Source organism: Novosphingobium sp. (assembly GCF_030699305.1).
Classification (GTDB): domain Bacteria; phylum Pseudomonadota; class Alphaproteobacteria; order Sphingomonadales; family Sphingomonadaceae; genus Novosphingobium.
Genome location: NZ_JAUYNB010000010.1, coordinates 508077 through 533202, shown reverse-complemented (window position 1 = coordinate 533202; position 25126 = coordinate 508077). Strand labels below are relative to the sequence as shown.

At 64.6% G+C, this 25126-nt stretch carries 18 protein-coding genes; 11 read left to right on the top strand and 7 right to left on the bottom strand.

Annotated features, from left to right (window positions below; all coding sequences use genetic code 11):
• Positions 1–25: 25 nt before the first annotated feature.
• The 4 genes from Q8Q53_RS05285 to Q8Q53_RS05270 all read left to right on the top strand — a co-directional run bounded on the left by Q8Q53_RS05285 (position 26) and on the right by Q8Q53_RS05270 (position 4627).
• On the top strand, positions 26–1702 hold the full coding sequence (locus Q8Q53_RS05285) for a M28 family metallopeptidase (protein ID WP_305700703.1): 1677 nt from the start codon (positions 26–28) through the stop codon (positions 1700–1702).
• Between the two features lie 6 nt (positions 1703–1708).
• Positions 1709–2695, top strand: a complete 987-nt coding sequence (locus Q8Q53_RS05280; RefSeq protein ID WP_305700702.1) for an agmatine deiminase family protein — start codon at positions 1709–1711, stop codon at positions 2693–2695.
• A gap of 277 nt (positions 2696–2972) precedes the next feature.
• Positions 2973–4073 (top strand): 4-hydroxyphenylpyruvate dioxygenase, encoded by a 1101-nt coding sequence (gene hppD / locus Q8Q53_RS05275; RefSeq protein WP_305700701.1) that lies wholly within the window; start codon positions 2973–2975, stop codon positions 4071–4073.
• Positions 4070–4627, top strand: coding sequence for a VOC family protein (locus Q8Q53_RS05270; protein ID WP_305700700.1), 558 nt, complete (start codon positions 4070–4072; stop codon positions 4625–4627). Before hppD ends, Q8Q53_RS05270 begins: the two co-directional genes overlap by 4 nt.
• Positions 4628–4980: 353 nt before the next feature.
• On the opposite strand, the gene Q8Q53_RS05265 is transcribed toward Q8Q53_RS05270, so the two are convergent.
• Both Q8Q53_RS05265 and Q8Q53_RS05260 read right to left on the bottom strand, forming a co-directional pair.
• On the bottom strand, positions 4981–5424 hold the full coding sequence (locus tag Q8Q53_RS05265; protein ID WP_305700699.1) for a hypothetical protein: 444 nt from the start codon (positions 5422–5424) through the stop codon (positions 4981–4983).
• 295 nt (positions 5425–5719) lie between these two features.
• Positions 5720–7207, bottom strand: a complete 1488-nt coding sequence (locus tag Q8Q53_RS05260; RefSeq protein ID WP_305700698.1) for an MFS transporter — start codon at positions 7205–7207, stop codon at positions 5720–5722.
• Positions 7208–7540: 333 nt separating this feature from the next.
• Here Q8Q53_RS05260 and Q8Q53_RS05255 point away from each other — a divergent pair, with 333 nt between their 5' ends.
• From Q8Q53_RS05255 to Q8Q53_RS05230, 6 genes are all read left to right on the top strand, one after another.
• Positions 7541–8575 (top strand): LacI family DNA-binding transcriptional regulator, encoded by a 1035-nt coding sequence (locus Q8Q53_RS05255; protein WP_305700697.1) that lies wholly within the window; start codon positions 7541–7543, stop codon positions 8573–8575.
• A gap of 216 nt (positions 8576–8791) precedes the next feature.
• A complete protein-coding gene (locus Q8Q53_RS05250; protein WP_371136510.1) occupies positions 8792–11560 on the top strand; it encodes a TonB-dependent receptor in 2769 nt (922 codons plus the stop codon).
• A gap of 112 nt (positions 11561–11672) precedes the next feature.
• Positions 11673–13193 (top strand): tryptophan halogenase family protein, encoded by a 1521-nt coding sequence (locus tag Q8Q53_RS05245; protein WP_305700696.1) that lies wholly within the window; start codon positions 11673–11675, stop codon positions 13191–13193.
• Positions 13190–15004: an alpha-amylase family glycosyl hydrolase gene (locus Q8Q53_RS05240; RefSeq protein WP_305700695.1), complete on the top strand. Its 1815-nt coding sequence runs from the start codon at positions 13190–13192 to the stop codon at positions 15002–15004. The genes Q8Q53_RS05245 and Q8Q53_RS05240 overlap by 4 nt, the downstream gene beginning before the upstream one ends.
• An 11-nt stretch (positions 15005–15015) precedes the next feature.
• Positions 15016–16644, top strand: coding sequence for an alpha-amylase family glycosyl hydrolase (locus Q8Q53_RS05235; RefSeq protein WP_305700694.1), 1629 nt, complete (start codon positions 15016–15018; stop codon positions 16642–16644).
• 5 nt (positions 16645–16649) lie between these two features.
• On the top strand, positions 16650–18707 hold the full coding sequence (locus Q8Q53_RS05230) for a glycoside hydrolase family 97 protein (protein ID WP_305700693.1): 2058 nt from the start codon (positions 16650–16652) through the stop codon (positions 18705–18707).
• A 7-nt stretch (positions 18708–18714) separates the two neighbouring features.
• Here Q8Q53_RS05230 and Q8Q53_RS05225 read toward each other — a convergent pair whose 3' ends face one another.
• Positions 18715–19194 (bottom strand): Lrp/AsnC family transcriptional regulator, encoded by a 480-nt coding sequence (locus Q8Q53_RS05225; RefSeq protein ID WP_305700692.1) that lies wholly within the window; start codon positions 19192–19194, stop codon positions 18715–18717.
• A gap of 102 nt (positions 19195–19296) precedes the next feature.
• Between Q8Q53_RS05225 and Q8Q53_RS05220 the strand changes: the two genes are divergently transcribed.
• Positions 19297–19545: a DUF6356 family protein gene (locus tag Q8Q53_RS05220; protein ID WP_305700691.1), complete on the top strand. Its 249-nt coding sequence runs from the start codon at positions 19297–19299 to the stop codon at positions 19543–19545.
• A 203-nt stretch (positions 19546–19748) separates the two neighbouring features.
• Here Q8Q53_RS05220 and Q8Q53_RS05215 read toward each other — a convergent pair whose 3' ends face one another.
• Genes Q8Q53_RS05215 through Q8Q53_RS05200 form a run of 4 tightly spaced genes read right to left on the bottom strand, consistent with a single transcriptional unit; the run spans position 19749 to position 25075 of the window.
• Positions 19749–21845 (bottom strand): PQQ-dependent dehydrogenase, methanol/ethanol family, encoded by a 2097-nt coding sequence (locus tag Q8Q53_RS05215; protein WP_305700690.1) that lies wholly within the window; start codon positions 21843–21845, stop codon positions 19749–19751.
• Positions 21846–21891: 46 nt separating this feature from the next.
• Positions 21892–23457, bottom strand: coding sequence for a class I adenylate-forming enzyme family protein (locus tag Q8Q53_RS05210; protein WP_305700689.1), 1566 nt, complete (start codon positions 23455–23457; stop codon positions 21892–21894).
• Positions 23458–23463: 6 nt separating this feature from the next.
• Entirely contained in the window at positions 23464–24246 is a 783-nt protein-coding gene (locus Q8Q53_RS05205) for a glutathione S-transferase family protein (protein WP_305700688.1), read from the bottom strand.
• Between the two features lies 1 nt (position 24247).
• Positions 24248–25075 carry a glutathione S-transferase family protein gene (locus tag Q8Q53_RS05200; RefSeq protein ID WP_305700687.1) on the bottom strand — a complete coding sequence of 276 codons (828 nt, stop codon included), beginning with the start codon at positions 25073–25075 and terminating at the stop codon, positions 24248–24250.
• Positions 25076–25126: the final 51 nt, after the last annotated feature.

Sequence of the window (25126 nt, the reverse complement as noted above, 5' to 3'; positions counted from 1 at the left end):
ATCGAATTCGTGGAGCACCCAACCCGTGAAACACCGCCTGACCCTGCTGGCCGCCACTGCGCTGGCCGTTTCCTCTCCCGCCTTGGCCAAGCCCGCGCCGATCCCCAGCATCACCCCGGTGGCGGTATCGGAAAAGACGCTGGAGGAAATGGTCCGCACGCTGTCGTCCGACGAATTCGAAGGCCGCGCCCCCAGCACCGCTGGTGAGGACAGGACGGTTGCCTACCTGATCGAGAAGTTCAAGGCGGCAGGCCTCCAGCCCGGCAACAACGGCAGCTGGACGCAGGATGTGCCGACCGTCGAAATCACCGGGCAGAACAGCGCTGGCCTTGCCGTGACTGGCGGCAAGGAAACGCTGCTGTTCGCGCCGGGCAAGGATTTCGTCGCGGGCAGTTACCGCGTCACGCCGAAGACCGACATCCGCGATGCCGAACTGGTGTTCGTCGGATACGGCATCAACGCCCCGGAACTCGGCTGGAACGACTATGCCGGGATCGACATGAAGGGGAAGATCGCGGTCATCCTCGTCAATGATCCGGACTATGCTCAGGCCGATGAAAACGGCCTGTTCAAGGGCCGCCGGATGACCTGGTATGGCCGCTGGCCCTACAAGTTTGAGGAAGCCGCCCGGCAGGGCGCGGCCGGTGCGCTGATCGTGCATGACACGTTCCCCGCCGCCTATGGCTGGAACGTGGTCGAATCGAGCTGGACCGGCGCGCAGTATTTCGTCGCCAAGCCGAACGACGCGATGGACCAGACAGCGGCGAATGGCTGGGTGCAGCTGGACGTCGCCAAACAGATCCTCTCCGCTGCCGGGCAGGATCTCCTCCAGCTCAGCGCCGCCGCGAAGGTCAAGGGCTTCAAGCCCGTGCCGCTGGGGCTGAAAGCCAGCCTGAAGTTCGACAACCAGATCCGCCGCAGCCAGTCGCGCAACGTGATCGGCGTGCTGCCGGGCAAGAAGCGTCCCGATGAAGTCGTGCTCTATACCGCGCACTGGGATCACCTTGGTCGGTGCAAGGCCGATGCGACCGGCGATGACATCTGCAACGGCGCGGTCGACAACGCCACCGGCACCGCGATGCTGGCGGCGCTGGCCGAAGCCAACGTCAAGGCCGGGCCGACCGACCGCAGCCAGGTGTTCCTGGCCGTGACGCTGGAGGAATCCGGGCTGCTGGGTTCGGAATTCTATGCCCAGAACCCGGTGTTCCCGCTGAACAAGACCGTGGGCGGGGTCAACATGGACGCGTTGATGCCGGGGCAGCCCGCGCGCGACGTGCAGGTAACCGGCGGGGACAAATCGGACCTCACCCGCTACCTCAAGGCCGCAATGGGGGCCATGAAGCTCACCCTCGCGCCTGAAGAGCACATCGAGCGCGGGTACTACTACCGTTCCGACCATTTCAGCCTGGCCAAGCGCGGCGTGCCGATGTTCTATGTCGGCCGGGGCAGCGATTGGGTGCCGGGCGGCAAGGCCATAGCCGACGCGGCAGGCGGCAAATACACCAAGGACGATTACCACCAGCCGAGCGATGAATACGACGGCAAGTGGGACTGGTCGGGCATCGTCCAGGAAGGTGAACTCTATTACCGCCTTGGCCGGATGCTGGCGATGACCACCGACTGGCCGAACTGGCACCCGACCGACGAATTCCGCGAAGTTCGCGACAAGAGCCGCGCGATGAAGCCCAAGCCGGGGAAGTAAACCGCGATGATCGACACGAACCTGCGGATGCCGCCCGAATGGCATCCGCAACAATGGCTGTGGGTGGGATTTCCGCACGATCCGGTCGAATGGCCAGGCTTTCTGGACCGCGCGCAGGAACAAGTCGCCGCGTTCGCCAGCGCAGTGGCCGACAGCGGGCAGGAAGTGCGCCTGATCGTGCGCGATGAGGCCAACGCCGCGCGGGCGCGGGCGCTGTGTTCGGGGGCCGTGCGGATCGAAACCCGCCGGTTCGGCGACATCTGGCTGCGCGATACCGGCCCGCTGGTAGTGCAGGACGGCGCGCGGCAAGTCGCGCGCCGGTTCGGCTTCAACGGCTGGGGCGGTAAATACCTGATGGACGGCGATCAGGAAATCGGCGCGGAACTGGCGGAGAGCGCCGGTTTGCCGGTCGAAACCTGCGACTGGGTGCTGGAGGGCGGCGCGCTCGACACCGATGGCACCGGGCTGGTCGTCACGACCGAGCAATGCCTGCTCAACCCCAACCGCAACCCGCACCTCAGCCGCGCCGATCTGGAAATGCGGCTGGCTCGCGATCTGGGGTTTGACCGGGTGCTGTGGCTGGGCGATGGCCTCATCAACGATCACACCGACGGCCATGTCGACAACCTCGCACGGTTCGTCGCGCCGGGCGTGCTGGCCCTGCCGCGTGCCACGGGGGCCAATGATCCCAACGCCGCGATCTATGCCGATGCGAAAGCACGCGCCGAGGCGTTTGGCGTGACGGTGCGCGAAGTCCCCTCGCCCGGACGGGTGGAAACGGACGGGCGGATCGAACCGGCCAGCTACATGAACTTTGCCATCACCACACATCTGGTCGTGGTCCCCACCGCCGGAACCGCACACGATGCGGACGGTGTGGCGGCGATTGCCGAGTTGTTCCCCGACCGCGATGTCATCGGCATCCGCGCCGATGCCGTGCTGGCGGGCGGCGGCAGCTTTCACTGCGGCAGCCAGCAGATGCCGGTGCTGTAACGCCCTCCGCACCCAACTGCCACCCACCCACACCCCAACCCCCACACCGTCCGTCCTGAGCTTGTCGAAGGACTGCCTTTCTTCCCTTGGCCGCAGCCCTGCGGCGACAAGGGAAGGACAGTGCTTCGACAAGCTCAGCACGAGCGGGTTTGGGGGGTGAAGGCGAGTCTGGGGTGAGGGCGGGTCTGGGGGTGCGCGTAACGCTCCCCCGCCTTGACTCTCCCGCTCTGCGCATTTAGTTTCAAATGCAACTTTTATCACGCGGAGCATACCCCCGATGGCTGACCTGTTCGACAACCCGCTGGGCCTGGACGGCTTCGAGTTCGTGGAGTTTTCCGCCCCCGAACCGGGCCTGCTCGAACCGGTGTTCGCCGCGATGGGCTTTACCCATGTCGCCAACCACCGGTCCAAGAACGTGCAGCTGTGGCGGCAGGGCGGGATCAACCTGATCGCGAACTATGAACCGCGCAGCCCGGCAGCCTATTTCGCGCAGGAACACGGGCCGTCCGCCTGCGGGATGGGCTGGCGCGTGCGCGATGCGGCCAAGGCCTATGCGCAAGCGATCGAACGCGGGGCCGAGCCAGTGGAAAGCCGCACCGGGGTGATGGAACTGCGCCTGCCCGCGATCCGGGGCATCGGCGGATCGATCATCTACCTGATCGACCGCTACCAAGGGCAGGAACACGGCGACCTGTCGATCTATGACATCGACTTCGTCTGGCTCCCCGGCGTCGATCGCCATCCGGTCGGCACCGGGCTGCACACGATCGATCACCTGACGCACAACGTCTATGGCGGGCGTATGGCGCACTGGGCGGCGTTCTATGAACGGATCGCCGGTTTCCGCGAAATCCGCTATTTCGACATCAAGGGCGAATATACCGGCCTCACCAGCAAGGCGATGACCGCCCCGGACGGCAAGATCCGCATCCCGCTCAACGAAGAGGGCAAGGCCGGCGGCGGCCAGATCGACGAATTCCTGCGCGCCTACAACGGCGAGGGTATCCAGCACATCGCGTTCAGCTGTGACGACCTGATCGGCACCTGGGACCAGCTGAAAGCGCTCGGCACACCGTTCATGACCGCCCCGCCCGCAACCTATTACGAGATGCTGGAAGAACGCCTGCCCGGCCACGGCGAGCCGGTGGACGAATTGCAGCGGCGCGGCATCCTGTTGGATGGCTCCACCACGGCGGGCGATCCGCGCCTGCTGCTGCAAATCTTCTCCGAAACGCAGATCGGCCCGGTGTTCTTCGAATTCATCCAGCGCAAGAAGGATGAAGGGTTCGGCGAAGGCAACTTCACCGCGCTGTTCGAAAGCATGGAGCGCGACCAGCTGCGGCGCGGCGCGCTGCAAGTCGAAGGAGCCGGTCAGTGAGCCCGCCCCCCGCGCTCAAGCGCATCCACCACGTCGCCTATCGCTGCCGCGACGCCAAAGAGACGGTCGAATGGTATTCCCGCGTGCTGGGGATGACCTACACCACCGCCTTTGCCGAGGATCACGTGCCCTCCACCGGGGCCTATGATCCCTACATGCACGTGTTCCTCGATTGCGGCGGCGGCAACGTGCTGGCGTTCTTCGAATTGCCGGAGCAGCCCGAAATGGGCCGCGATGCCAACACCCCTGAATGGGTCCAGCACCTGGCGTTCGAGGTCGAAGACCTGAACGCCCTGCTCGCCGCCAAGGCCCACCTTGAGGCGCAGGGGATCGAAGTACTGGGGCCGACCTATCACGGCATCTTCCGCTCGATCTATTTCTTCGATCCGAGCGGCCACCGGCTGGAACTGGCCTGCAACATCGGCACGCCCGACCAGTACGCCGAACTGCGCGCGCTGGCCCCCGTCATGCTCAACGAATGGGCCGCCACCAAACGCGCCCCCCGCCACGCGGCGTGGCTGCATGAGGATCCGGCGGAGCGGGGCGAGGGTTAGGCCGCAGGGGCGCATGACTTGCCGATTTGTCAGGCACTGCAACCCCTCAACCAACCTCCGTCCGTCCTGAGCTTGTCGAAGGACTGATTTTCCCTCCATGCATCCAGAGCGTGGCACGAAGAAAAGGACAGTCCTTCGACAAGCTCAGGACGGACGGGTTATAGTGAGATTATACCTGACATTGGCGATCCGGTTGGCTGGGTTTGGCCCGGGGTGAGTCTCACGGGCTTGGCGGCATGGTCTGCTTTCAGCAGGTCAAGCTAGGCGCCCGGACGGAGTAGCTTGAGTGGTTTTCTGACAATATGCTGGAAGGCTGATGAGGTCGACAGCGTAGATTAGCGGCACACGAGGCATTACGATTTCAGATCGAGTTTAGCGCCTTTCTCATTGATGATCCGCGAAATGGATTCGTCAGCGAAGAAGGGCAGGAAATGGACAAGATAACCGCTCGGCGAGAGTGAACTAGCTTCCGATTTGCTGACTCTTGCTTGACTGCTACGCTCGTAAAGATCGAGGAAGTGCTGACAGTAGAGGGTGATATATCGACCATTCACATCGAGCCTCGGTTGGAGCTTCTCCATAGATCTCTGGAGCTTACGGCGTGCTTCATCGCCAAACCCTTCCAACATCGAAATACGAGCATCAAACGCATCGGCGAAATCGGGAGCTGTTCGCAATCGCGCCAAGGCAGTCTGGAACTCTGCCCTCGCCCTCCGGGCGTTAGACCTCTTCGCGAAGTAGAGCGCACGGAAGAGCGAGGCATATCCTAGTGCATTCCTGACCATCTCAATGGCCAATAAACCTCGCGACATGCGGCAGCAATCGTCTTCGCTTTTGATTTGCGCTTAGAGTCCGATTCGCTGTCGTATCCGGAACGGCGGCTTCCAGAATAAACAGAGCGCAAAGCCGCACCCCACCTTCCCGTCATCCCGGGCTTGACCCGGGATCCCGCTGTTCTTTCGCAACCCCGTCCAGAGCCGCCACGGCGCGGAAGGTAGCGGGACCCCGGGTCAAGCCCGGGGGGACGACATATGTCAGAGTCGCCTGATTATTAAATCCTGGTGCAACGCGAAGTTACGCCCAGACCAACCCTCACCCCTCGTCCGGCACCTTCACCCGCAGCATCGCCGCCGCCGCCAGCACCAGCGTTCCGGCGGCAAAAGCCATCGTCCAGATCGGCTGGTCGGGGAAGAACGCCTTCATGATCGAACCCATCACGGTCGCCACCAGCAGTTGCGGGACCACCACGAACACGTTGAACAGCCCCATGTAGATGCCCAGCTTCGCCTGCGGCAGGCTGCTCGCCAGGATCGCGTAGGGCATGGCGAGGATCGAGGCCCAGGCGATGCCGACGCCGATTTCCGCGAACAGCAGGTGTGCCGGGTCGGTCAGCACGAAGAAGCTGGCATAGCCAACCGCGCCCGCCAGCAGGCAGGTAACGTGGGTTTTTGCCTTGCCGATCCGGCGGGACAGCCACGGCAGCAGGGTCAGCGCGGCGATGGCTGCAACGCCATTATAGACCGAGAACAGCACCCCCACCCAGTTGCCGCCTTCCTGATAGGCGGCGCTGGCGGGATCGGCCGAACCGAAGAAGTTCTGCGCCACCACCGGGGTCGTGTTGATCCACATGATGAACAGCGCCGACCAGCTGAAGAACTGCACCAGTGCCAGCCGCTTCATCAGCTCCGGCATCCCGGAAAAGTCGCCAACGATGCTGGAAAGCATATTCGCGCCTTTACCAGCACGGGCAAGCCGGATCGCGATGTGGCTGATCAGGCCGTAGCCGATCAGCAGCAGCGCCAGCAGATAGACTTCCTTTTCCAGCGCGAATTCCTCGGTCACCAGCGCCAGCAGACCGCCCGCCGCGATCCACCAGAACGGGGCGGCGCTGGTGCGGGCGGCAAGCGACGCGCCGGAATCGGCGGGGGCCGCCTCATCGCCAAAGCCGCGCAGTTCCTCCGGCGAATATTCGCGCGTGGTCAGCACGGTCCACAGCACGGCGGCGAACAGCGCCGCGCCGCCCGCCCAGAAACTGTAGCGCACCGTATCGGGAATGCCGCCCGCCACCGCCGCGTTCGAGACGCCAAAGTGATCGAGCAAATAGGGAAACAGCGATCCCACCACCGCACCCGCGCCTATGAACGCGGTCTGCACCGCGTAACCGGCGGTGTGCTGGTCCTTGCGCAGCATATCGCCCACGAAGGCGCGGAACGGCTCCATCGAGATGTTGAGGCTGGCGTCCAGCACCCACAGCAGCACCGCCGCGATCAGCAGCGCATCGCTTTGCGGCATCGCGAACAACGACAGCGCCGCGAGCACCGCCCCCAACAGGAAATACGGCCGCCGCCGCCCCAGCCGCCCCAGCCACGTCCGGTCCGACAAGTGCCCGACTATCGGCTGCACCAGCAGGCCGGTCAGCGGCGCGGCGATCCACAGCGCGGGCAGATCGTCCAGGCTGGACCCCAGCGACTGGAACACCCGGCTCATGTTCGCGTTTTGCAGCGCAAACCCGATCTGGATGCCGAAGAACCCGAAACTGATGTTGAACAGCCCTGCCCAGCCCTGCCGCGGCTTTTCCATGCCTTGCCCTCGATCCCTGAAATTATGTCCCCTGCGTTACACGGCGGGAGCCGGGGGACAACACGCATACGAATACGTTCTTGTTGGGGTGCGCTATTCGCCTCCGCGAATAGCTTGCGGCACCAGCCCGCTCCCCCACCCGGCCACCCATTCAGGATACACTTCCGTGGGTGGCCGGGTGGGGGAGCGGGCTGGTGCCGCAAGGACAGGCCGGATGGCCTGTCCGCACCCAGCAAATGGCGTCCAAAACCCGCACTTGCCGCCAGCCCGGCGCACGCCTAGTCTGCGCCCGGTCCTGCAGGCGGAACGGCGCCATCGGGGCAGGGAGGGCGCATGGGCCGCAAGCCGTCGAGCAAGCCGACGAGTTTCGATATCGCCTATCTGGCGGGCGTGTCACAGCCCACCGTCAGCCGCGCCTTGCGCGGGTCGCGCTCGGTCAGTCTGGCGACGCGTGAGCGGATCGAGGCGATTGCCCGCGAACTGAACTATTCGGTCGACAAGAACGCGTCCTCGCTGCGCTCGCAGCGCTCCAACACCATCGCGCTGCTGTTTTTCGAGGAGCAGACGCCCGACGAATCCAAGATCAACCCGTTCTTCCTGGCGATGCTGGGATCGATCACCCGCAGCTGCGCCAATCGCGGGCTGGACCTGTTGATTTCGTTCCAGAAAATGGAGGACGACTGGCACGTCCGCTATCAGGACAGCCACCGCGCCGACGGGCTGATCCTGCTGGGGTATGGCGATTACACGCTGTATGAAAAGCGGCTGACTGAACTGGTCGGCCACGAAACCCATTTCGTCCGCTGGGGATCGGTCCGCGCTGACAACATCGGCGCGACGGTCGGTTCGGACAACGTCGGCGCGGGACGGCTGGCCGGGGAGCACCTGATCGCGCAAGGCCGCCGCAGAATCGCGTTTCTGGGGCAGGCGGACGATCACTACCCCGAATTCGCCGACCGCTATCGCGGGCTGTGCGATGTGCTGACAGAAGCGGGGATAGCCGCCGATCCGGCCCTGCAGATCAATGCGATCAGCTATGAGGATGCCGGCCAGCGTGCGGCGGAGCAGCTGCTCGCCAGCGGGGCGGCGTTCGATGCGATCTTCGCCGCCAGCGACCTGATCGCCATCGGCGCCCTGCGCGCCTTGACAACGGCGGGGCGCACCGTGCCCGACGACATCGCAATTGTCGGCTTCGATGACCAGCCCGGCGCCAGCATGACCAACCCGCCGCTCACCACGCTGTCGCAGGATCTGAAAGGGGCCGGTGAATTGCTGGTCGAAACGCTGCTGGCGCAGATCGAGGACCGGCCGGTCAGCAACCGCACCATTCCCGCGCGGTTGATCGTGCGGAAAAGCAGTTGCCGGTAGGTCCGTAAATACTACGCACCGCATACAAACCGCGGCTTTGCCGTCACATCCGCCCCCCTTGCATAATATGCGTATACGTATGCCATCTTCCTGCCAGCCCCCTGCCCGCCGTATTGGCCCACTCCCAAGCAGGTGAGACCGGGACTGGACTCCGCCTGCCCCAAGGGGGTTTGCCGCCGGGCCTTTGCAATTCCGGCGGGTTTAGGGAGAGTGATCGTGGCACTTCGCACCAAGATTTCTGGTGGCCTTGGCGTATCCGCCATTGCCATCGCCATCAGCGCCGTGGCGCTGCCGGGCGCGGCGTTCGCGCAGGATGCAGCGGCTGAGGAAACCGCTGCTGACGCTGACGGCGCTATCGTCGTCACCGGTTTCCGCGCCGCGCTGGAAAGCGCCGTCAACAAGAAGAAGACCGCCGATCAGGTGGTCGAATCGATTTCGGCGGAAGACATCGGCAAGCTGCCCGATGCCTCGATCGCGGAATCGATCGCCCGCCTGCCGGGGCTGACCGCGCAGCGTGTTTCGGGCCGCGCCAACTCGATCTCGATCCGCGGGTTCGCCCCGGACTTTTCGACCACGCTGCTCAACGGGCGCGAACAGACCTCCACCGGTGACAACCGCGCGGTGGAATACGATCAGTATCCGTCCGAAGTCGTCAGCCAGGTCAACGTCTACAAGTCGCCGATGGCCTCGCTGGTGGGTCAGGGCCTGTCAGGCACGGTCGACATGCGCACGATCCGTCCGCTTGATGCGGGCAAGCGGATCGTCTCGGTCGGCGCGCGCGGGTCTTATGCGGATCTGGGCAAGCTGAACGCCGGGTCGAAGGAATTCGGCTACCGCGTCAACGGCATCTATGTCGATCAGTTCGCCGATGACACCGTGGGCATCACGCTGGGCGCCAGCTATGTCAACGAACCCTACCAGATCCAGGAATTCAACGCCTGGGGCTATCCCGGCACCGGCAACGGCGCGGTGATCGGCGGGTCGAAGTCGTACAACACCTCGACCAACCTGACCCGCTTCGGCCTGAACGGCACGCTCCAGTGGAAGCCGGCTGACAGCTTCACAACCACGCTCGATGCGTTCTATTCCGATTTCAAGGACGATCAGGTCAAGCGCGGGATCGAACTGCCGCTGTACTGGTCGGCCGCACAGCTGAGCGGCGCGCAGGTCAACAACGGGTTCGTCACCGCTGGCACGTATACCGGCGTGAAGGGCGTGGTCCGCAACGACATCTTCCAGCGCCACGCGAAGCTCTATTCGTTCGGCTGGAACAACAAGTACGAAGGCGACGACGGCTGGAACGCCCTGTTCGACCTGTCGTATGCCAAGACCGACCGCAACGAGCTGTCGATGGAGAGCTATTCGGGCACTGGCCGCAACGCGGTTGGCGCGACCGACACCATCGGCTTCACCAGCGGCGCCAGCGGCACCGTGTTCAAGCCGACGCTGAACTATGGCGATTACAACCTGATCCTGCTGACCAGCCCGCAAGGCTGGGGGGGCAACCAGATCGCGCCGAACGGCACCACGATTCTCAACGGCCAGGACGGGTACTACAACAACCGCCTGATCAAGGACCGGATCTGGCAGGCCCGCGCCGAAGTGAAGAAGGACATGGAAGGGTTCGTGTCCTCGCTCCAGCTCGGCGTGAACTACACCGACCGGTCGAAGTCGCTGACCCCGGACGAAGCGTTCCTGGGGCTGGCCGCCAACACCGATGGCCTGACCAGCGTCGCCGTGCCGTCGCAATACCGGCTGGGCACCACCAATCTGGCCTACCTCGGCCTTGGCCCGATGATCAGCTATGATCCGCTCGCGCTGCTCAACGGCGGGATCTACAAGCTGGTCCCCAATGCCTATGGCGACGTGGTGGTGAAAAGCTATTCGATCAGCGAACGGCTGTTCACGCCTTATCTGCAAGCCAACCTGAAGGGCACGCTGGGTTCAGCCGACCTGACCGGCAACATCGGCGTGCAGGCGATCCTGACCGAACAGAAGTCGACCGGCGCAAGCGCGGTTTACCTCGGCACGCTGGCCAACGGCGCGCCGAACATCGGGGCCGCCGCCCAGACCGACAGCGTCACCTACACCGACTGGCTGCCCAGCCTGAACCTGTCGCTGCGCTTCCCCAGCGATCTGGTGGTGCGGTTTGCCGCCGCGCGGGAAATCATCCGTCCGCGCATGGATGACATGAAGAACTCGTTGAGCTTCGGTTACACCTATGCCGTCGTGGCGGGCGTGCCAACCGCATTCATCACCGGTGGTTCGGGCAACCCGGCGCTGCGCCCGTGGCGGGCCAACGCGGTCGATCTGACGGTTGAGAAATACTTCGGCAGCAAGGGCTATGTCGCGCTTCAGCTGTTCTACAAGGACCTCAAGAGCTACGTCTACAATCAGGACGTGACCGTGCCCAGCAGCTCGCTGGTGCTGGCTCCGCCGCCCGCCGGGATCGCCGTCAGCCCGACCGCGATCATCAATCGGCCGGTCAACGGCACGGGCGGTGAACTCTATGGTGCGGAACTGGCCGGGACCCTGCCGTTCGGCGCGATCACCCCGGCGCTGGAAGGGTTCGGCCTGACGGGCGGCGTGTCTTACACCAAGACGAAGATCGCCCCGACTCCGGGCGCTCCGGCGGAAGACCTGCCCGGCTATTCGAAGTGGGTGGCCAACGCCACGCTGTTCTTCGAACAGGGCGGGTTCAACGTGCGCGGTTCGATGCGGTATCGCTCCACCTTCGTGGGTGAAGTTTCGGGCTTTGCCGCCAACCGCGTCCGCCGCCGGGCCGCGCCGGAAACGATCTTCGACGCGCAGATCGGCTATGACTTCCAGGACGGCAGCGCGCTCCAGGGTCTGTCGCTCTATATCCAGGGCCAGAACCTGACGAACGAACCGTTCGTCACCACCAACCCCGGCGACGTCCGCCAGGTGATCGACCACCAGAGCTATGGCCGCCGGTTCCTGGCCGGGTTCTCGTACAAGTTCTGATGAACCACGGGCGGCGGGGTGTCCGGGAAACCGGCCCCCGCCCCCTCAACTACCCAATTCCCCGCTTGCCCTCCTGCCCCGATTGGGGCGACCCTTGCCCAAAGGAGTGCGCATGACCGCCCAGCAGCAGACCTATAACGTCGTCATCATCGGCGGCGGAACCGCAGGCTGGATGGCCGCAGCGGCGCTCGCCCGGTGTGCGCCGCCGGCCTATCGCATCACGCTGGTGGAATCCGAAGAAATCGGCGCGATCGGCGTCGGCGAAGCGACAATCCCCGCGATCCGCGTGTTCAACGCCGCGCTGGGCATTGACGAGGGCGATTTTCTGCGCGCCACCAGCGGCTCGTTCAAGCTGGGCATTTCCTTCGACGGCTGGCTCGCGCCCGGTCAGAATTACATGCACGCCTTTGGCGAGATCGGCCGACCGTTCGGGCTGGTGCCGTTCCGCGATCACTGGGCGCGGGCGCACGCCGCCGGGTTTGCCAGGCCGCTGGCGCACTACAGCGTCAACGAACTCGCCGCGCGCACCGGTCGGATGCCGCATGGGCCGCAGGGCGATGGCCAGATCGAAGTCCCCTACGCCTACCACTTCGACGCGGGCCGCTATGCCGCGTTCCTGCGCCGCTTTGCCGAAGGGCTGGGCGTGACGCGGATCGAGGGGCGGATCACGCAAGTCGAGCGCGACGGGACCAGCGGCGATATCGCCGCCGTCAAGACCGAGGCCGGGCAGCGCCTGCCCGGTGACTTTTTCCTCGACTGTTCCGGCTTTCGCGGGCTGTTGATCGAACAGGAATTGCAGACCGGTTATGAAGACTGGTCGCACTGGCTGCCGTGCGACCGGGCGATGGCCGTGCCGTGCGAGGCCGGGGGCGATTTCACGCCCTTCACCCGCTCCATTGCGCGCACCGCCGGGTGGCAGTGGCGCATTCCGCTGCAACACCGGATCGGCAATGGCATGGTCTATTGCAGCCAGTTCATGAGCGACGACGAAGCCGCTGCCACGCTGCTGGCCAATCTGGACGCCGCGCCGCTGGCCGATCCGAAGCCGCTACGCTTCGTCACCGGCAAGCGCAGCAAGCTGTGGCACCGCAATTGTCTGGCCGTCGGCCTGTCCAGCGGGTTCATGGAGCCGCTGGAATCGACCAGCATCCACCTGATCCAGTCGACCATCGCCCGCTTCCTGCGGATGCTGCCGCGCGGCCCGGTCGCGCCCGCGCTGGTCGATGAATTCAACCGGCAGGCCGATTTCGAATTCGCCAGCATCCGCGATTTCCTGATCCTGCATTACAAGGCCAATGGCCGGGTCGGTGAACCGTTCTGGGACCACTGCCGCGCGATGCAGATCCCCGACAGTCTGGCCGCACGGATCGAACAGTTCCGCAGCGGCGGCTTCATCCACCACCATCACGAGGAACTGTTCACCGAAGTGGGCTGGTTCCAGGTGCTGGTGGGGCAAGGCGTGCTGCCCGAAAGCTGGAACGCTGCCGCCGATGCCATGGGGCAAGACAAACTGCGCGAATTCATGGCCCTGCTGGAAGGCAGCGCGATCGAGCAGGCCCGCCCCGCCGCGCAGCACATCGACCTCGTCGCGCAATTGTGCGCTGCCCCCCAAACTGCCGGAGTAGCCGCATGATCCGCTCTTTCCTGTTGGCCGCCAGCGCGCTTGCGCTCAGCGTTCCCGCCTCCGCGCAAGTCCCCGCAGCGGCCGATTTCCGCGCCCGCACGCCCGAACAGGAAGTGGTCTATTTCGTCCTGCCCGACCGGTTCGAGAACGGCGATCCGAAGAACGACAAGGGCGGGCTTAAGGGCGACCGGCTGTCCACCGGATACGATCCCACCGCCAAGGGGTTCTACCACGGCGGCGACCTGAAGGGGCTGACCCAGCGGCTGGATTATATCCAGGGCCTTGGCGCCACGGCGATCTGGTTCGCGCCGATCTTCAAGAACAAGCCGGTGCAAGGGCCAAAGGGCGATGAAAGCTCCGGCTATCACGGCTATTGGGTGACCGACTTCACCCAGGTCGATCCGCATTTCGGCACCAATGCCGAATTCAAGGCGTTCGTCGATGCCGCTCACGCGCGCGGCATGAAAGTCTACATGGACATCATCGCCAACCACACCGCCGACGTGATCCGGTACCGCGAAGGTGACGCGGCCAGCTATGCCTATCGCGGCAAGGCGGACTATCCGTTCTCAAGGCGGGGCGGGCTGAAGGGCGCGGCGATCAATCCCGGCTTTAACGGCGATGCCGATTTCAGCCCCGAAAACTGGGCGAAGCTGACCGACCCCACCTTCGCCTACACCCCCTATGTGCCCAAGGACGAGGAGACGATCAAAGTCCCCGCCTGGCTGAACGATCCGATCCATTACCACAACCGCGGCGATAGCAACTGGGTCGGTGAAAGTTCGCTCTATGGCGATTTCGTCGGGCTGGACGATCTGGCGACGGAAAATCCGCGCGTCGTGCAGGGAATGATCGAGATCTATGCCAGCTGGATCGAGCGGTTCGGGATCGACGGCTACCGGATCGACACTGCCCGCCACGTCAATCCGGAATTCTGGCAGGCGTTCGTCCCCGCGATGCTGGAAACGGCGCGGGCGAAGGGCATTCCCAACTTCCACATCTTCGGTGAAGTTGCGACGCAGGAAGTCGATCCCGCGCTGACCGCGCGCTGGACGCGGATCGCCGGATTGCCCAGCAACCTCGACATGGCCTTTGCAGCCGCCGCGCAGCGGGTGGTTTCGGGCAAGACCGGGACCGACGTCTTCGCCCGGATGCTGGAGGATGACGCCTTGTATGAAGGCGGCGCCCCCGCCGCCGTCCGCCTGCCGACGTTTCTGGGCAACCATGATTTCGGGCGCTTTGCGATGTTCGTGAAGCAGGCCAACCCGGCGGCCGACGACGAGGAACTGCTGGCCCGCGTCGCGCTGGGCCATGCCATGCTGCTGACCCTGCGCGGGGTGCCGGTGATCTATTACGGCGACGAACAGGGCTTCGTCTCCGACGGCAACGACCAACTGGCGCGCGAGAACATGTTCCCGTCGAAAGTCGCGGTCTATAACGACAACGACCTGATCGGGACCGACGCCACCACCGCACAGTCAAACTTCGATCCCGCCCACCCGCTCTATCGCCACATCGCAGCGCTGGTGGATGTGCGCCAGTCCACCCCGGCGCTACAATCCGGCCTGACCCGCATCCGTCACTTTTCCGACAAGCCGGGGCTGCTGGTGGTATCGCGGTTCGATCCGAAGACGAACCGCGAAGTGCTGCTGGCCTATAACAGCTCTGCCCAGCCGGTCACGAATACGGTTGCAATCGAACCCGCCAGCCTGAAGTTCGCTCCCCTTGCCGGGCAATGCCCGGTAGAAGCGAATGCACCCGGCAGCGTGACTGTCACCCTGCCCGCGTTCGGCTTTGCCGTCTGCGCCGCGAAGGACTGATCCCGACCGCCATGAACCGCATGACCCGCCTTGACCCTGCTGTCCCCGCCGCCGTCCAGTGGTGGAAGGGCGCTGCGATCTATCAGATCTATCCGCGCAGTTTCGCCGATGCGAACGGCGACGGGATCGGCGATCTGAAAGGCGTCACCCGCCACCTCGATTACGTCGCGGCATTGGGCGTGGACGCGATCTGGCTGTCGCCGTTCTTCACCTCACCGATGAAGGATTTCGGCTATGACGTCGCCGATTACTGCGATGTCGATCCGATCTTCGGAACTCTGGACGATTTCGACGAACTGATCCGCGAAGCCCACGCGCGCGGGCTGAAAGTGACGATCGATCAGGTCTATGCCCACACCTCGGACCAGCACGCCTGGTTCGCTGAAAGTCGCTCCAGCCGCGACAACCCCAAGGCCGACTGGTACGTCTGGGCCGATCCCAAGCCCGAAGGGTCACCGCCGTCGAACTGGCAATCGGTGTTCGGCGGCCCGGCGTGGACCTGGGACGGGCGGCGCGGGCAATATTACCTGCACAACTTCCTGACCAGCCAGCCGCAGCTGAATTGCCATTCGCGCGCAGTGCAGGACGCGCTGCTGGGCGTGGCGCGGTTCTGGCTGGACCGGGGCGTCGACGGCTTCCGGCTGGATGCGCTGAATTTCACCATGCACGATCCGAAGCTGACCAATAATCCGCCCGCCCCGGATGACGGCACGCCGCGCACCCGCCCGTTCGATTTCCAGCTGCGCAAGTACAACCAGTCGCACCGCGACGTTCCGCACTTCATTGAGCGGATCAGGGGCGTGCTGGACGAATACGGCGCAATCTTCACCGTCGCGGAAGTCGGCGGGCAGGACGCGCTGCGTGAGATGCAGCTCTACACCCACGGGCAAAAGCGGCTGAACAGCGCCTATGGCTTCGATTTTCTCTATGCGCCCGCGCTGACGCCGGAGCTGGTCGCCACCGCGCTGGCGGACTGGCCGGACACCCCCGGCATGGGCTGGCCCAGCTGGGCGTTCGAAAACCACGACGCCCCGCGCGCGCTGTCGCGCTGGTGCAAGCCGGATGAGCGCGAGGCCTTTGCCCGCCTGAAGATCGCGGTGCTGACCGCGCTGCGCGGCAACGTGATTGTCTATCAGGGTGAGGAGCTGGGGCTGACCCAGGTCGATATCCCGTTCGAACTGCTGCAAGACCCCGAAGCCATCACCAACTGGCCGCAGACCCTGTCGCGCGACGGCGCGCGCACGCCGCTGCCCTGGCAGGCGCAGGACGAACATGGCGGGTTCACCAGCGCCGCGCCGTGGCTGCCGCTGGGCGAGGAAAACCTGGCCCGCGCGGTTGACCGGCAGGACGCCGACCCGGCCTCGCTGCTCAACCTCACGCGCGAATTGCTGGCCCTGCGCCGCGCCCATCCGGCGCTGCGCCATGGGGCCTGCACGGCCGTGCTGGCTGACGATGCGCGACTGGTGCTGCGGCGTGAGGCCGATGCTCAGACGATTACAGCGGTGTTCAACATGACCGCACAGCCTGCCGCATGGCCCGCTGATCTGGCACAGACCGGAGCGGTCCTGCTGGCAATCAATGGCGCGGCACCAGGGCATCTGCCGCCCTTTGGTGCCGTGCTGATCCGGGAGAAGGAATAGTCCCCATGCAACTGCTGCGTTCCATCACGGCGGGAGTCCTGCTCTCCGTCGCCGCCCCCGCTTTGGCCCAGACAGCGCAGCCCGACCGGCCGAGCGTGACCGCCACTTCGCCCGATGGCAGCATCGTGCTGACCGTCACGACCGACAACGATGCCCGCCCGCACTGGTCGATCAGCCGCAAGGGCAAGCTGCTGATCGCGCCGTCGAAGCTGGGCTTCATCATGGCCGACCGGATCGGCCTGCAACGCGGCTTTGCGATCACGGGCGAGGAACGCGGCAAAGGCGACAGCATCTGGGAACAGCCGTGGGGTGAGCGCCGGTATGTCCGCGACCACTACAACGAAGTGCTGATCCGCTTTCGCCAGTCGGACGAATGGGGCGGCCACCTGCTGAACGTGCGGTTCCGGCTGTTCGATGGCGGGGTCGGCTTCCGCTATGAGCTGCCTGAGCAGCCGAAGATGAAAACCGCCAAAATCGCCGACGAAATCACCGAATTCGACATCGCGCCGGGGGGCACGGCCTGGTGGGTTACCGGCGGCGAATGGAACCGGTATGAGCAGCTCTATCAAAAGACCGCGATCGACGCCGTGGCCACCGCGCACACCCCGATCACGATGAAGCTGGACGATGGCACGCACCTGGCGTTCCACGAAGCCGCGCTGGTCGATTATGCGGGGATGTGGTTCAAGCGCGCCGACGGGCAGAAGTTCCGCGCCACGCTCTCCCCCTCGTCGCACGGCCCCAGCGTGGTCCGCGAGTTGCCGTTCGCCACGCCCTGGCGGACGCTGCGCATTGGCGATAACGCGGCCGCAATCGTCGAGAACGATCTGGAGCTGAACCTCAACGAACCCAACAAGCTGGGCGACGTGTCGTGGTTCAAGCCGGCCAAGTACATCGGCATCTGGTGGGGCATGATCCGGGGCGACTGGTCTTGGGCCGAAGGGCCAAAACACGGCGCAACCACCGAACGCACCAAACAGTATATCGATTTCGCTGCCAGGCACGGCTTCCGGGGCGTGCTGGTCGAAGGCTGGAACAAGGGCTGGAACGGCAACTGGTTCGGCACCGGCGACCAGTTCCGCTTTACCGAGGCCACCCCCGATTTCGACCTGACGGCGGTGACCGACTATGCCCGTAAAAAGGGCGTCCACCTGATCGGCCACCACGAAACCGGCGGCAACATCAAGGTCTATGAAGAGCAGCTCGACGACGCGATGAAGCTTTATGGCTCGCTCGGCGTCGATGTGGTCAAGACCGGCTATGTCGCCGACGCGGGCGGGATCATCGCGGCGGGCGCGGTGCCGGGCGAAACCCGGATGGAATTCCACGACGGGCAGGTGCAGGTCCGCCACCACCTGAAGGTCGTGGAAACGGCAGCGAAGTACAAGGTGGCGGTCAATCCGCACGAGCCGGTCAAGGACACCGGCCTGCGCCGCACGTATCCCAACTGGGTCGCCCGCGAAGGCGCGCGGGGGATGGAATACAACGCCTGGGGCCAGTTCGCGAACGGCCCCGCGCACGAGGCGACGCTGGTCTATACCCGGATGCTGTCCGGCCCGATGGACTACACCCCCGGCGTGCTCAGTCTGGTCGGCGCGGAAGGCGTGCCGCACGCCTCGACGCTGGCGAAACAGCTGGGGCTCTATCTGGCGATCTATTCGCCGATCCAGATGGCGGCCGACTTCATCGAAACGCTGGCCGCGCACCCGAAAGAGCTGGAATTCATCAAGGCGGTCCCGGTCGACTGGTCCGAAAGCCACCTGATTTCGGGCGAAGTGGGCGAACACGCGATCTTTGCACGCAAGGACCGCAGCAGCGCCGACTGGTATGTCGGCGGGGTGGGCGGCGAGGCCGAACGCACGCTGACGCTGACCTTCGACTTCCTTGAGCAGGGCAAGGCTTACAAGGCCACCATCTACAAGGACGGCGAAGGCGCAACCTATCTGACCGAAGCGCGCCACAACATCGCCTATGAGACCCGCACCTTCCGCAAGGGCGATACCTATACCCTGCGCCTCGCCCCCGGCGGCGGCGCGGCAATGCGGCTTGCGGCGGGCAAGTAACTCTGGACTACGACGGCCGCGGCAACGCGGTCGTCGATTTCATCCGTTCCATCGAGAACGTCGAACTGACATCCGACAGGTCCGGCACGGCGGCAATCAGCTTGCGGTAAATCCGGTCGTAGTGGGCGATATCGCGCACCGCCAGTTTCAGCAGGTAATCGACATCGCCCGCCATGCGGTGGCATTCGACAATCTCGTCAATCGCCGCCACCCCGCGCGAAAATGCGGCGATCCATTCAGGATTGTGGCGGCCCGCGCGGATCGCGACGAACACCGTGGTCGCCAGCCCCAGCTTGGCCGGATCGACCAGCGCCACGCGGCCCGCGATCACCCCGGCATCTTCCAGCCGCTTGATCCGCCGCCAGCAGGCATTGCTGGACAGGCCGACCCGGTCGCCCACTTCGTGGACGGGAATCGAAGCATCCGCCTGCAACACCCTCAAGATGGCCCAGTCAATCGAATCAAGTTGCGCAATTTCCGTATCCATTGGGATAATCTAATCGCATCAGCTGCATTTGGCCAGAAATTAGGTGATGATTTCGCACAAGCACGCTTATAATATTGCGCCAACCAAGGAGCACCCCCCGCCATGCCGCTGACCAAGCTGTTCACCGAACACCCCGCCACTGTTGACGAGACCTATGGCGAGCATCTGGTGATGGCGGGCGGATTTGGCCTGCGGATGATCCTGGGCGGATTGGCCTGCCTGATCCATGGCCTGCTGCCGTTCCTGTTCGTGAAGACCGGCAGCCAGCAGATCGGCACGCTGCACGAACGGATGGTGACCAAGCGCAACCGCAAGAAGCAAATGCCCGCGATCCTTGATTTCGTGATCTGACTTTATAATCCTCCCCGCCCCCGCAGGGGAGGAGGGGCTGGCTTGAGCCGTCGGGTCGTTTCGTGCCGCTCGCCAGCCCCACTTTTTCCGGCTGATGGCCTGCCCCTGGCATTCCGGTTGACCAGACCGCGCGCACCTTCCCCAAACGCAAGCGGGGCCGGACTTTCGCCCGGCCCCGCCCTGCTTGCAGCAATCCGCTGCGATCACTTCATGCCCAGCGCCTTGTCTTCATGCGCGCGGGCGATGACGTAGTGGCGGATACTTTCCGACTGCGCATCCGTCAGCTCGTTCTTCCAGCTGACCATGCCGTTCTGCGCCAGCGCGCCACCGATCACGATCTGGTTCCACATCTTGGGATCGCCCAGCGAACCGGCGCGGCGCAGGTCGCGCGTCACGCCCGTGCCGATGGCCGCATCGCCGTGGCAGACGCCGCAGAACTGACCGAAGTTCTTCGCGCCGTCAGCCACTTGTTCCGGCGTGCCCTTGGCCACCGGCGGATCGAGCGGAGGCATCGTGTGTTCGCCGACTTCCGGCAGCTTGGCTTTCCCGCCCAGCTTGAACACCAGCAGGCGCGAGTGGTTGCGCACCGGCCCCAGTTGTTCACCGACATAGCCCGAAGCCAGCGGCCATGCGCCGCCCCAGCCCGCCAGCACGGCGACGTACTGCTCACCCTTGACCCGGAAGGTCGAGGCCGGAGCGACCACGCCCGTCTGGGCCTGGAACGACCACAGCTTTTTACCCGTAGCGGTATCCATCGCGTTGAATTCGCCCGCCGCGTTGCCCTGGAACAGCAGGTTGCCGCCCGTGGCCAGCAGACCGCCATTCCACGCCGCCGGATACTTGACCGTCCAGCGGGCCTTCTGCGCGACCGGATCCCACGCGATCAGTTCACCGGTGGTCGCCGCCATCGCCGCATCGCGGATTTTCTGGTCAGCCGGCATTGCCCCGGCGGACAGGTCGAGCCCGACGTTGAAGCCCTGCTTGTTGGCCTTCCAGTCCGGCTTGTGAATGAACGGGAACGCCGAATTGATCGCCGGGATATAAACCAACCCGTTCTTCGGATCGAACGCCATCGGGTGCCAGTTGTGCGCCCCGATCGGACCGGGCGAACCCAGCCAGACCTTGCCGGTCTTGTAATAGCGCGCATCCGGGTTCTCGATCGGGCGACCCGTCTTCAGGTCGAAGCCCGTAGCCCAGTTCACCGGCACATAGTTGTCGGCCGAGATCAGCTTGCCGTCGGTGCGGTCCAGCACGAAGAAGAAGCCGTTCTTGGGCGCCTGCATCAGCACCTTGCGCTTGGCCCCGCCAATGGTGAGGTCAGCCAGCATGATGTGCTGGGTGGCGGTGTAATCCCACGTTTCGCCCGGCGTGGTCTGGAAATGCCAGACATACTCGCCAGTCTTGGGGCGCAGCGCGACGATGGACGAGAGGTAGAGGTTATCGCCCTCGCCCTGGCTGCGGAAATGCTGGTTCCATGGGCTGCCGTTGCCGACGCCGACATAGAGCAGGTCCAGTTCCGGGTCATAGGCCATGGCATCCCACATGGTGCCGCCGCCGCCGTTCTTCCACCATTCACCCTTCCAGGTGGCTTCGGCCTTCTTGAGGTGTTCTTCCTTGTTCTTGCCCGGTTCGTCGGGGACCGAATAGAAGCGCCACAGTTCCTTGCCGGTGTCGGCATCGTAAGCGGTCAGAACCCCGCGCACGCCCATTTCGGCGCCGCCGTTGCCGATCAGCACCTTGCCGTCGATCACCCGCGGCGCGCCGGTGATGGTGTACGGCTTGGACTGGTCAATCGTGACGACGCTCCACACTTCCTTGCCAGTGGCGCGGTCCAGTGCGACCAGCCGCCCGTCGAGCGTGCCCAGGAACAGCTTGTCGCCCCACGCGGCCATGCCCCGGTTGACGACGTCGCAGCACGCGGCCACCGCGCGCTCACCCGGCACCTTGGGGTCGTATTCCCACAGGAGCTTGCCGGTCTCCGCGTCATAGGCCTTGGCCTTGGACCAGGCGGTGGTGATGTAGATCTTGCCGTCGATCGCCAGCGGCGTCGCTTCCTGCCCGCGCGCGGTGTCGAGGTCCGCGAACCATGCCAGCCCCAGATCCTTCACGGTTTCGTGGTTGATCTGGTCCAGCGGGCTGTTGCGCTGCTCATCATAGGTGCGGCCATAAGACAGCCAGTCATCGGGGTTTGCCGCCGTGATCCGCGCGGCATTCACCGCGCCCGGCCGCTCTGAACTTGGTTGCTGCTTGCACGCGGCAAGCGGCAACAGCACGGCTATCGCCAAGGCCTTCAATCGCATCCTTTGCCCTCTCTCTATCCCGCCCCGGTATCGTCCGGGTTCGGGCTCAGTTCACCATTCGGTCGGAACCACCCCAGTATGGACGGCGCAATTCCTTCTTGTCCATCTTGCCCGCTGCGGTGCGCGGAATCGAGTCTATAAATGCAACTGATTTCGGTGCCTTCACGCCGCCCAGCCGCGCCTTGGTATGGGCGATGATCGCGGCCTCATCGATCCCGTCGGCCACAACCACCGCGTGGACCTGTTCACCCCACTTTTCGTGGGGCACGCCAAACACGCAGCATTCGCGCACTTGCGGCAACTCGGTGATCGCGGCCTCGACCTCTGCCGTGAACACGTTGAAGCCGCCGGTGACGACCATGTCCTTCTTGCGGTCGACGATATAGAGATACCCATCGGCGTCGAACTTGCCGACATCGCCGGTGTGGTGCCAGCCAAACTTGCGGATTTCGGCGGTTTCCTCAGGCTTTTCGAAGTAGGAATCCGATACCAGCACGCCACGCACGCAGATTTCGCCCGCTTCGCCCAGTGGCACCTGATGCCCGTCATCGTCCAGCAGCGCGACCTTGATCGATCGGGTGACCTTGCCGCAGCTGGCCAGCTTTTCCGGTGCGGACTTCGCAAACCGCGCGACGTCTTCCGGCGGGAACCACGCGACGATCATCGGGCATTCGACCTGGCCATAGGACTGGCACATGCACGGCCCGAACACCTCCACCGCCTGCCGCAGCTTTTCCGGGCTGCACGGGCTGCCGACCAGAATGAAGATTTTCAGGCTGGAGTAATCGTGGCTGCCGATCTCTGGCGAGGCGAGCAGCTGGTAAAGCGCGGTCGGCGGCAGGTACATGTGCGTGACCTTGTAGCCCGCGATGGTGCGCAGCACGTCTTCCGCATCGAAGCCGGGCAGGATCACCTGCGTAGCGCCAAGGCTGAGCGTGGACAGCGCAATCGGCCCCGCCGCGTGGGTGATCGGCGCGGACACCAGCGCGACCGGGCTGGCGGTGCGCCCGCCCATGCCATCGGCGGCGGTTTCGATCATCGTCCCCCAGCCGAGGTTGGTCACGTTCGCGCCCTTGGACGGGCCGGTCGTGCCGCCGGTCGGGAAAATGCCGACCAGTTCCATCATGTTGCCGAACGCGTCGATGTCCGGCTCGACAAAGTCGGCGGCGGAAACCCCGGCCATGAACTGGTCCAGGCTGGGATCATCGCCCATCGGCTGGTCCAGGCAGACAAAGTGCTTCATCGTCGGACACAGCGCGCGCAGCTGCGCCACTTCATCGGCCTTGGACGAATGATAGAACAGCCACTGGCAGCGGACATAGTTGATGTACCCCGCATTCGCCTCGATCGCGTTGCGGGTGTTGACCGGGATCCACTTGCCGTTCGCCCGCCACATCGCCAGCAGCACCACCAGCAGCATCCCGTCATTCGGGCCGTACAGCCCCAGCAGGTCCTGATTCTGGAAGCCCCCGCGTTGCAGCGCGGCGGCAATCCGCTCGGTCAGTTCCTTGACCTCGGCGAAGGTCAGCTTCAGCCCGCTGGCGGTATCAATGATCGCCAGGCGCTGCGGATCGCGGTCATGCCCGCGGTCGAAATAGTCGATGGCACGCATGATGGCTTATCCCCAACGGTTGATTTCAGGACCCGGCGCCCAGCTGGACTGCGGATTTGGCACGGATGCCAGCGCCAATGCGGATTGCACCGACGGGCGGGCGGCCACGCGCGCCAGCCAACCGGATACCCGGTCCTTGCCAGCAAAGGCATCCGGCACAAGGTCCACCATTCCGGCCAGCCAGCCATAGGTTTCAAAGTCGGCAATGGTCAGATCGCCCATCAGCCAGTCGCGCCCGTCGGCCAGCTGGTCCTCGACCATTTTCGCGGCGTCGGTGACTTTGGTCACGCTGTCGGCCACCTGCTCATCCGGGAAGGTCCCGGCCCGCACTGCGCCCCAACGGGTGCGCAGGTCTTCGCTGGCGATCGTGGCGGACAGCGCGGCGAACGCGCCATCATCCATCCCCGCCAACACCGGCTGCGCGCTGGCTTTGCAGCCGAGGAACGCAGCGGCAGGGGCGCAACGCTCGGTAATCCGGCGGCACCACATCAGCATTTGCCAGTGGGCATAGGCGTCCTTGGGCTGGAGCGTGTTCGAGCCGCTTTCATCCAGGAACTGGGCGATGAACACGCTTTCGGTCATCGCTTCGCCACCCGCCACCAACACCGGGCCTTCGCCTTCGACGCCCATGTCGCGGGCCAGCGGCTCGGTTACACCGGCCAGCGTGTGACGTTCACCCGCCAGCAGGTCGATCCGGCGGCATTCGACGTCCAACCCGCTTTCGCCCAGCGCGGCCAGCACCGCCAGCGACGGGCCGTTCGGCTCACCATGATAGAGGATCATCGCCATGTCAGCGCACTCCGCTCGTAATGCCCTCGGACTCGTCGCGGGGCGGGATGTAGTCTTGTTCCAGAATTGCCACGCGGCTGGCCATCGGCGTGCGGCCCAGCTTCCAGCATTCGCGCGTCGCCGGGCGGCGATAGATCGCGCGCAGCCAGCGCATGATGTTGGGGGTCACTTCATCGTTGGCCAGATGCGGCTGCGACAGCGGCATCGCATAGGCCAGGTTGAAGCCGTTGACATCGGCGAGGCTATACTGGTCGCTCGCCAGCCATTCGCGCTTGGTCAGTTCGTCTTCCAGCATCCGGATGCCGACGCTGATCCGGCGGCCGCTTTCGGCCATTTCCGCTTCGCTGAACAGGCCGAACACCGCCTTGCGCCAGGCCAGCTGCCGTTCGGGCAGCGGGATCTGTGCGATCTGCGCCTCGATCTTGTCCTGCCCGTGCGCGGCGAGCGCATTGGGGCCGACAAAGAACTTCCAGCCGAACATCGAAAAACTGGGGGCCAGCCACTGGTCCATGAATTTCATCCACCAGCGGATGCGCCAGTGATCCTGCGCGGTGCCGGGCATCAGGTCCGGCCCGTCGAATTCGGCGTTCACGTATTCCATGATCGCGGTCGATTCGACGAGGACGCGGCTGCCCAAGGAACCTGCACGATGCGTCATCGCCGGGATCGTGCCTTGCGGGTTGATCGCCAGGTATTCCGGCTTGTGCTGATCGAAGTTCAGCATATCGATGTAATGGCTGTCGAATTTGACGCCCTTTTCCATCAGCGCAAGCATGGGCTTGCCGGAATTGGCATTCGGCTCCCAATGATAGAGGGTGACTTCGCCCATCCCGGCTCTCTCCTGTTTTTTGTATGTAAGGCATACTAAAACCGGTTGAGG

Bases quoted from the DNA above. Each gene is read 5' to 3' on its own strand.
- Q8Q53_RS05280 (WP_305700702.1), top strand. From the start codon at position 1,709: ATGATCGACACGAACCTGCGGATGCCGCCCGAATGGCATCCGCAACAA.
- hppD (WP_305700701.1), top strand. From the start codon at position 2,973: ATGGCTGACCTGTTCGACAACCCGCTGGGCCTGGACGGCTTCGAGTTC.
- Q8Q53_RS05260 (WP_305700698.1), bottom strand. From the start codon at position 7,207: ATGGAAAAGCCGCGGCAGGGCTGGGCAGGGCTGTTCAACATCAGTTTC.
- Q8Q53_RS05255 (WP_305700697.1), top strand. From the start codon at position 7,541: ATGGGCCGCAAGCCGTCGAGCAAGCCGACGAGTTTCGATATCGCCTAT.
- Q8Q53_RS05245 (WP_305700696.1), top strand. From the start codon at position 11,673: ATGACCGCCCAGCAGCAGACCTATAACGTCGTCATCATCGGCGGCGGA.
- Q8Q53_RS05240 (WP_305700695.1), top strand. From the start codon at position 13,190: ATGATCCGCTCTTTCCTGTTGGCCGCCAGCGCGCTTGCGCTCAGCGTT.
- Q8Q53_RS05235 (WP_305700694.1), top strand. From the start codon at position 15,016: ATGAACCGCATGACCCGCCTTGACCCTGCTGTCCCCGCCGCCGTCCAG.
- Q8Q53_RS05230 (WP_305700693.1), top strand. From the start codon at position 16,650: ATGCAACTGCTGCGTTCCATCACGGCGGGAGTCCTGCTCTCCGTCGCC.
- Q8Q53_RS05225 (WP_305700692.1), bottom strand. From the start codon at position 19,194: ATGGATACGGAAATTGCGCAACTTGATTCGATTGACTGGGCCATCTTG.
- Q8Q53_RS05220 (WP_305700691.1), top strand. From the start codon at position 19,297: ATGCCGCTGACCAAGCTGTTCACCGAACACCCCGCCACTGTTGACGAG.
- Q8Q53_RS05215 (WP_305700690.1), bottom strand. From the start codon at position 21,845: ATGCGATTGAAGGCCTTGGCGATAGCCGTGCTGTTGCCGCTTGCCGCG.
- Q8Q53_RS05210 (WP_305700689.1), bottom strand. From the start codon at position 23,457: ATGCGTGCCATCGACTATTTCGACCGCGGGCATGACCGCGATCCGCAG.
- Q8Q53_RS05205 (WP_305700688.1), bottom strand. From the start codon at position 24,246: ATGGCGATGATCCTCTATCATGGTGAGCCGAACGGCCCGTCGCTGGCG.
- Q8Q53_RS05200 (WP_305700687.1), bottom strand. From the start codon at position 25,075: ATGGGCGAAGTCACCCTCTATCATTGGGAGCCGAATGCCAATTCCGGC.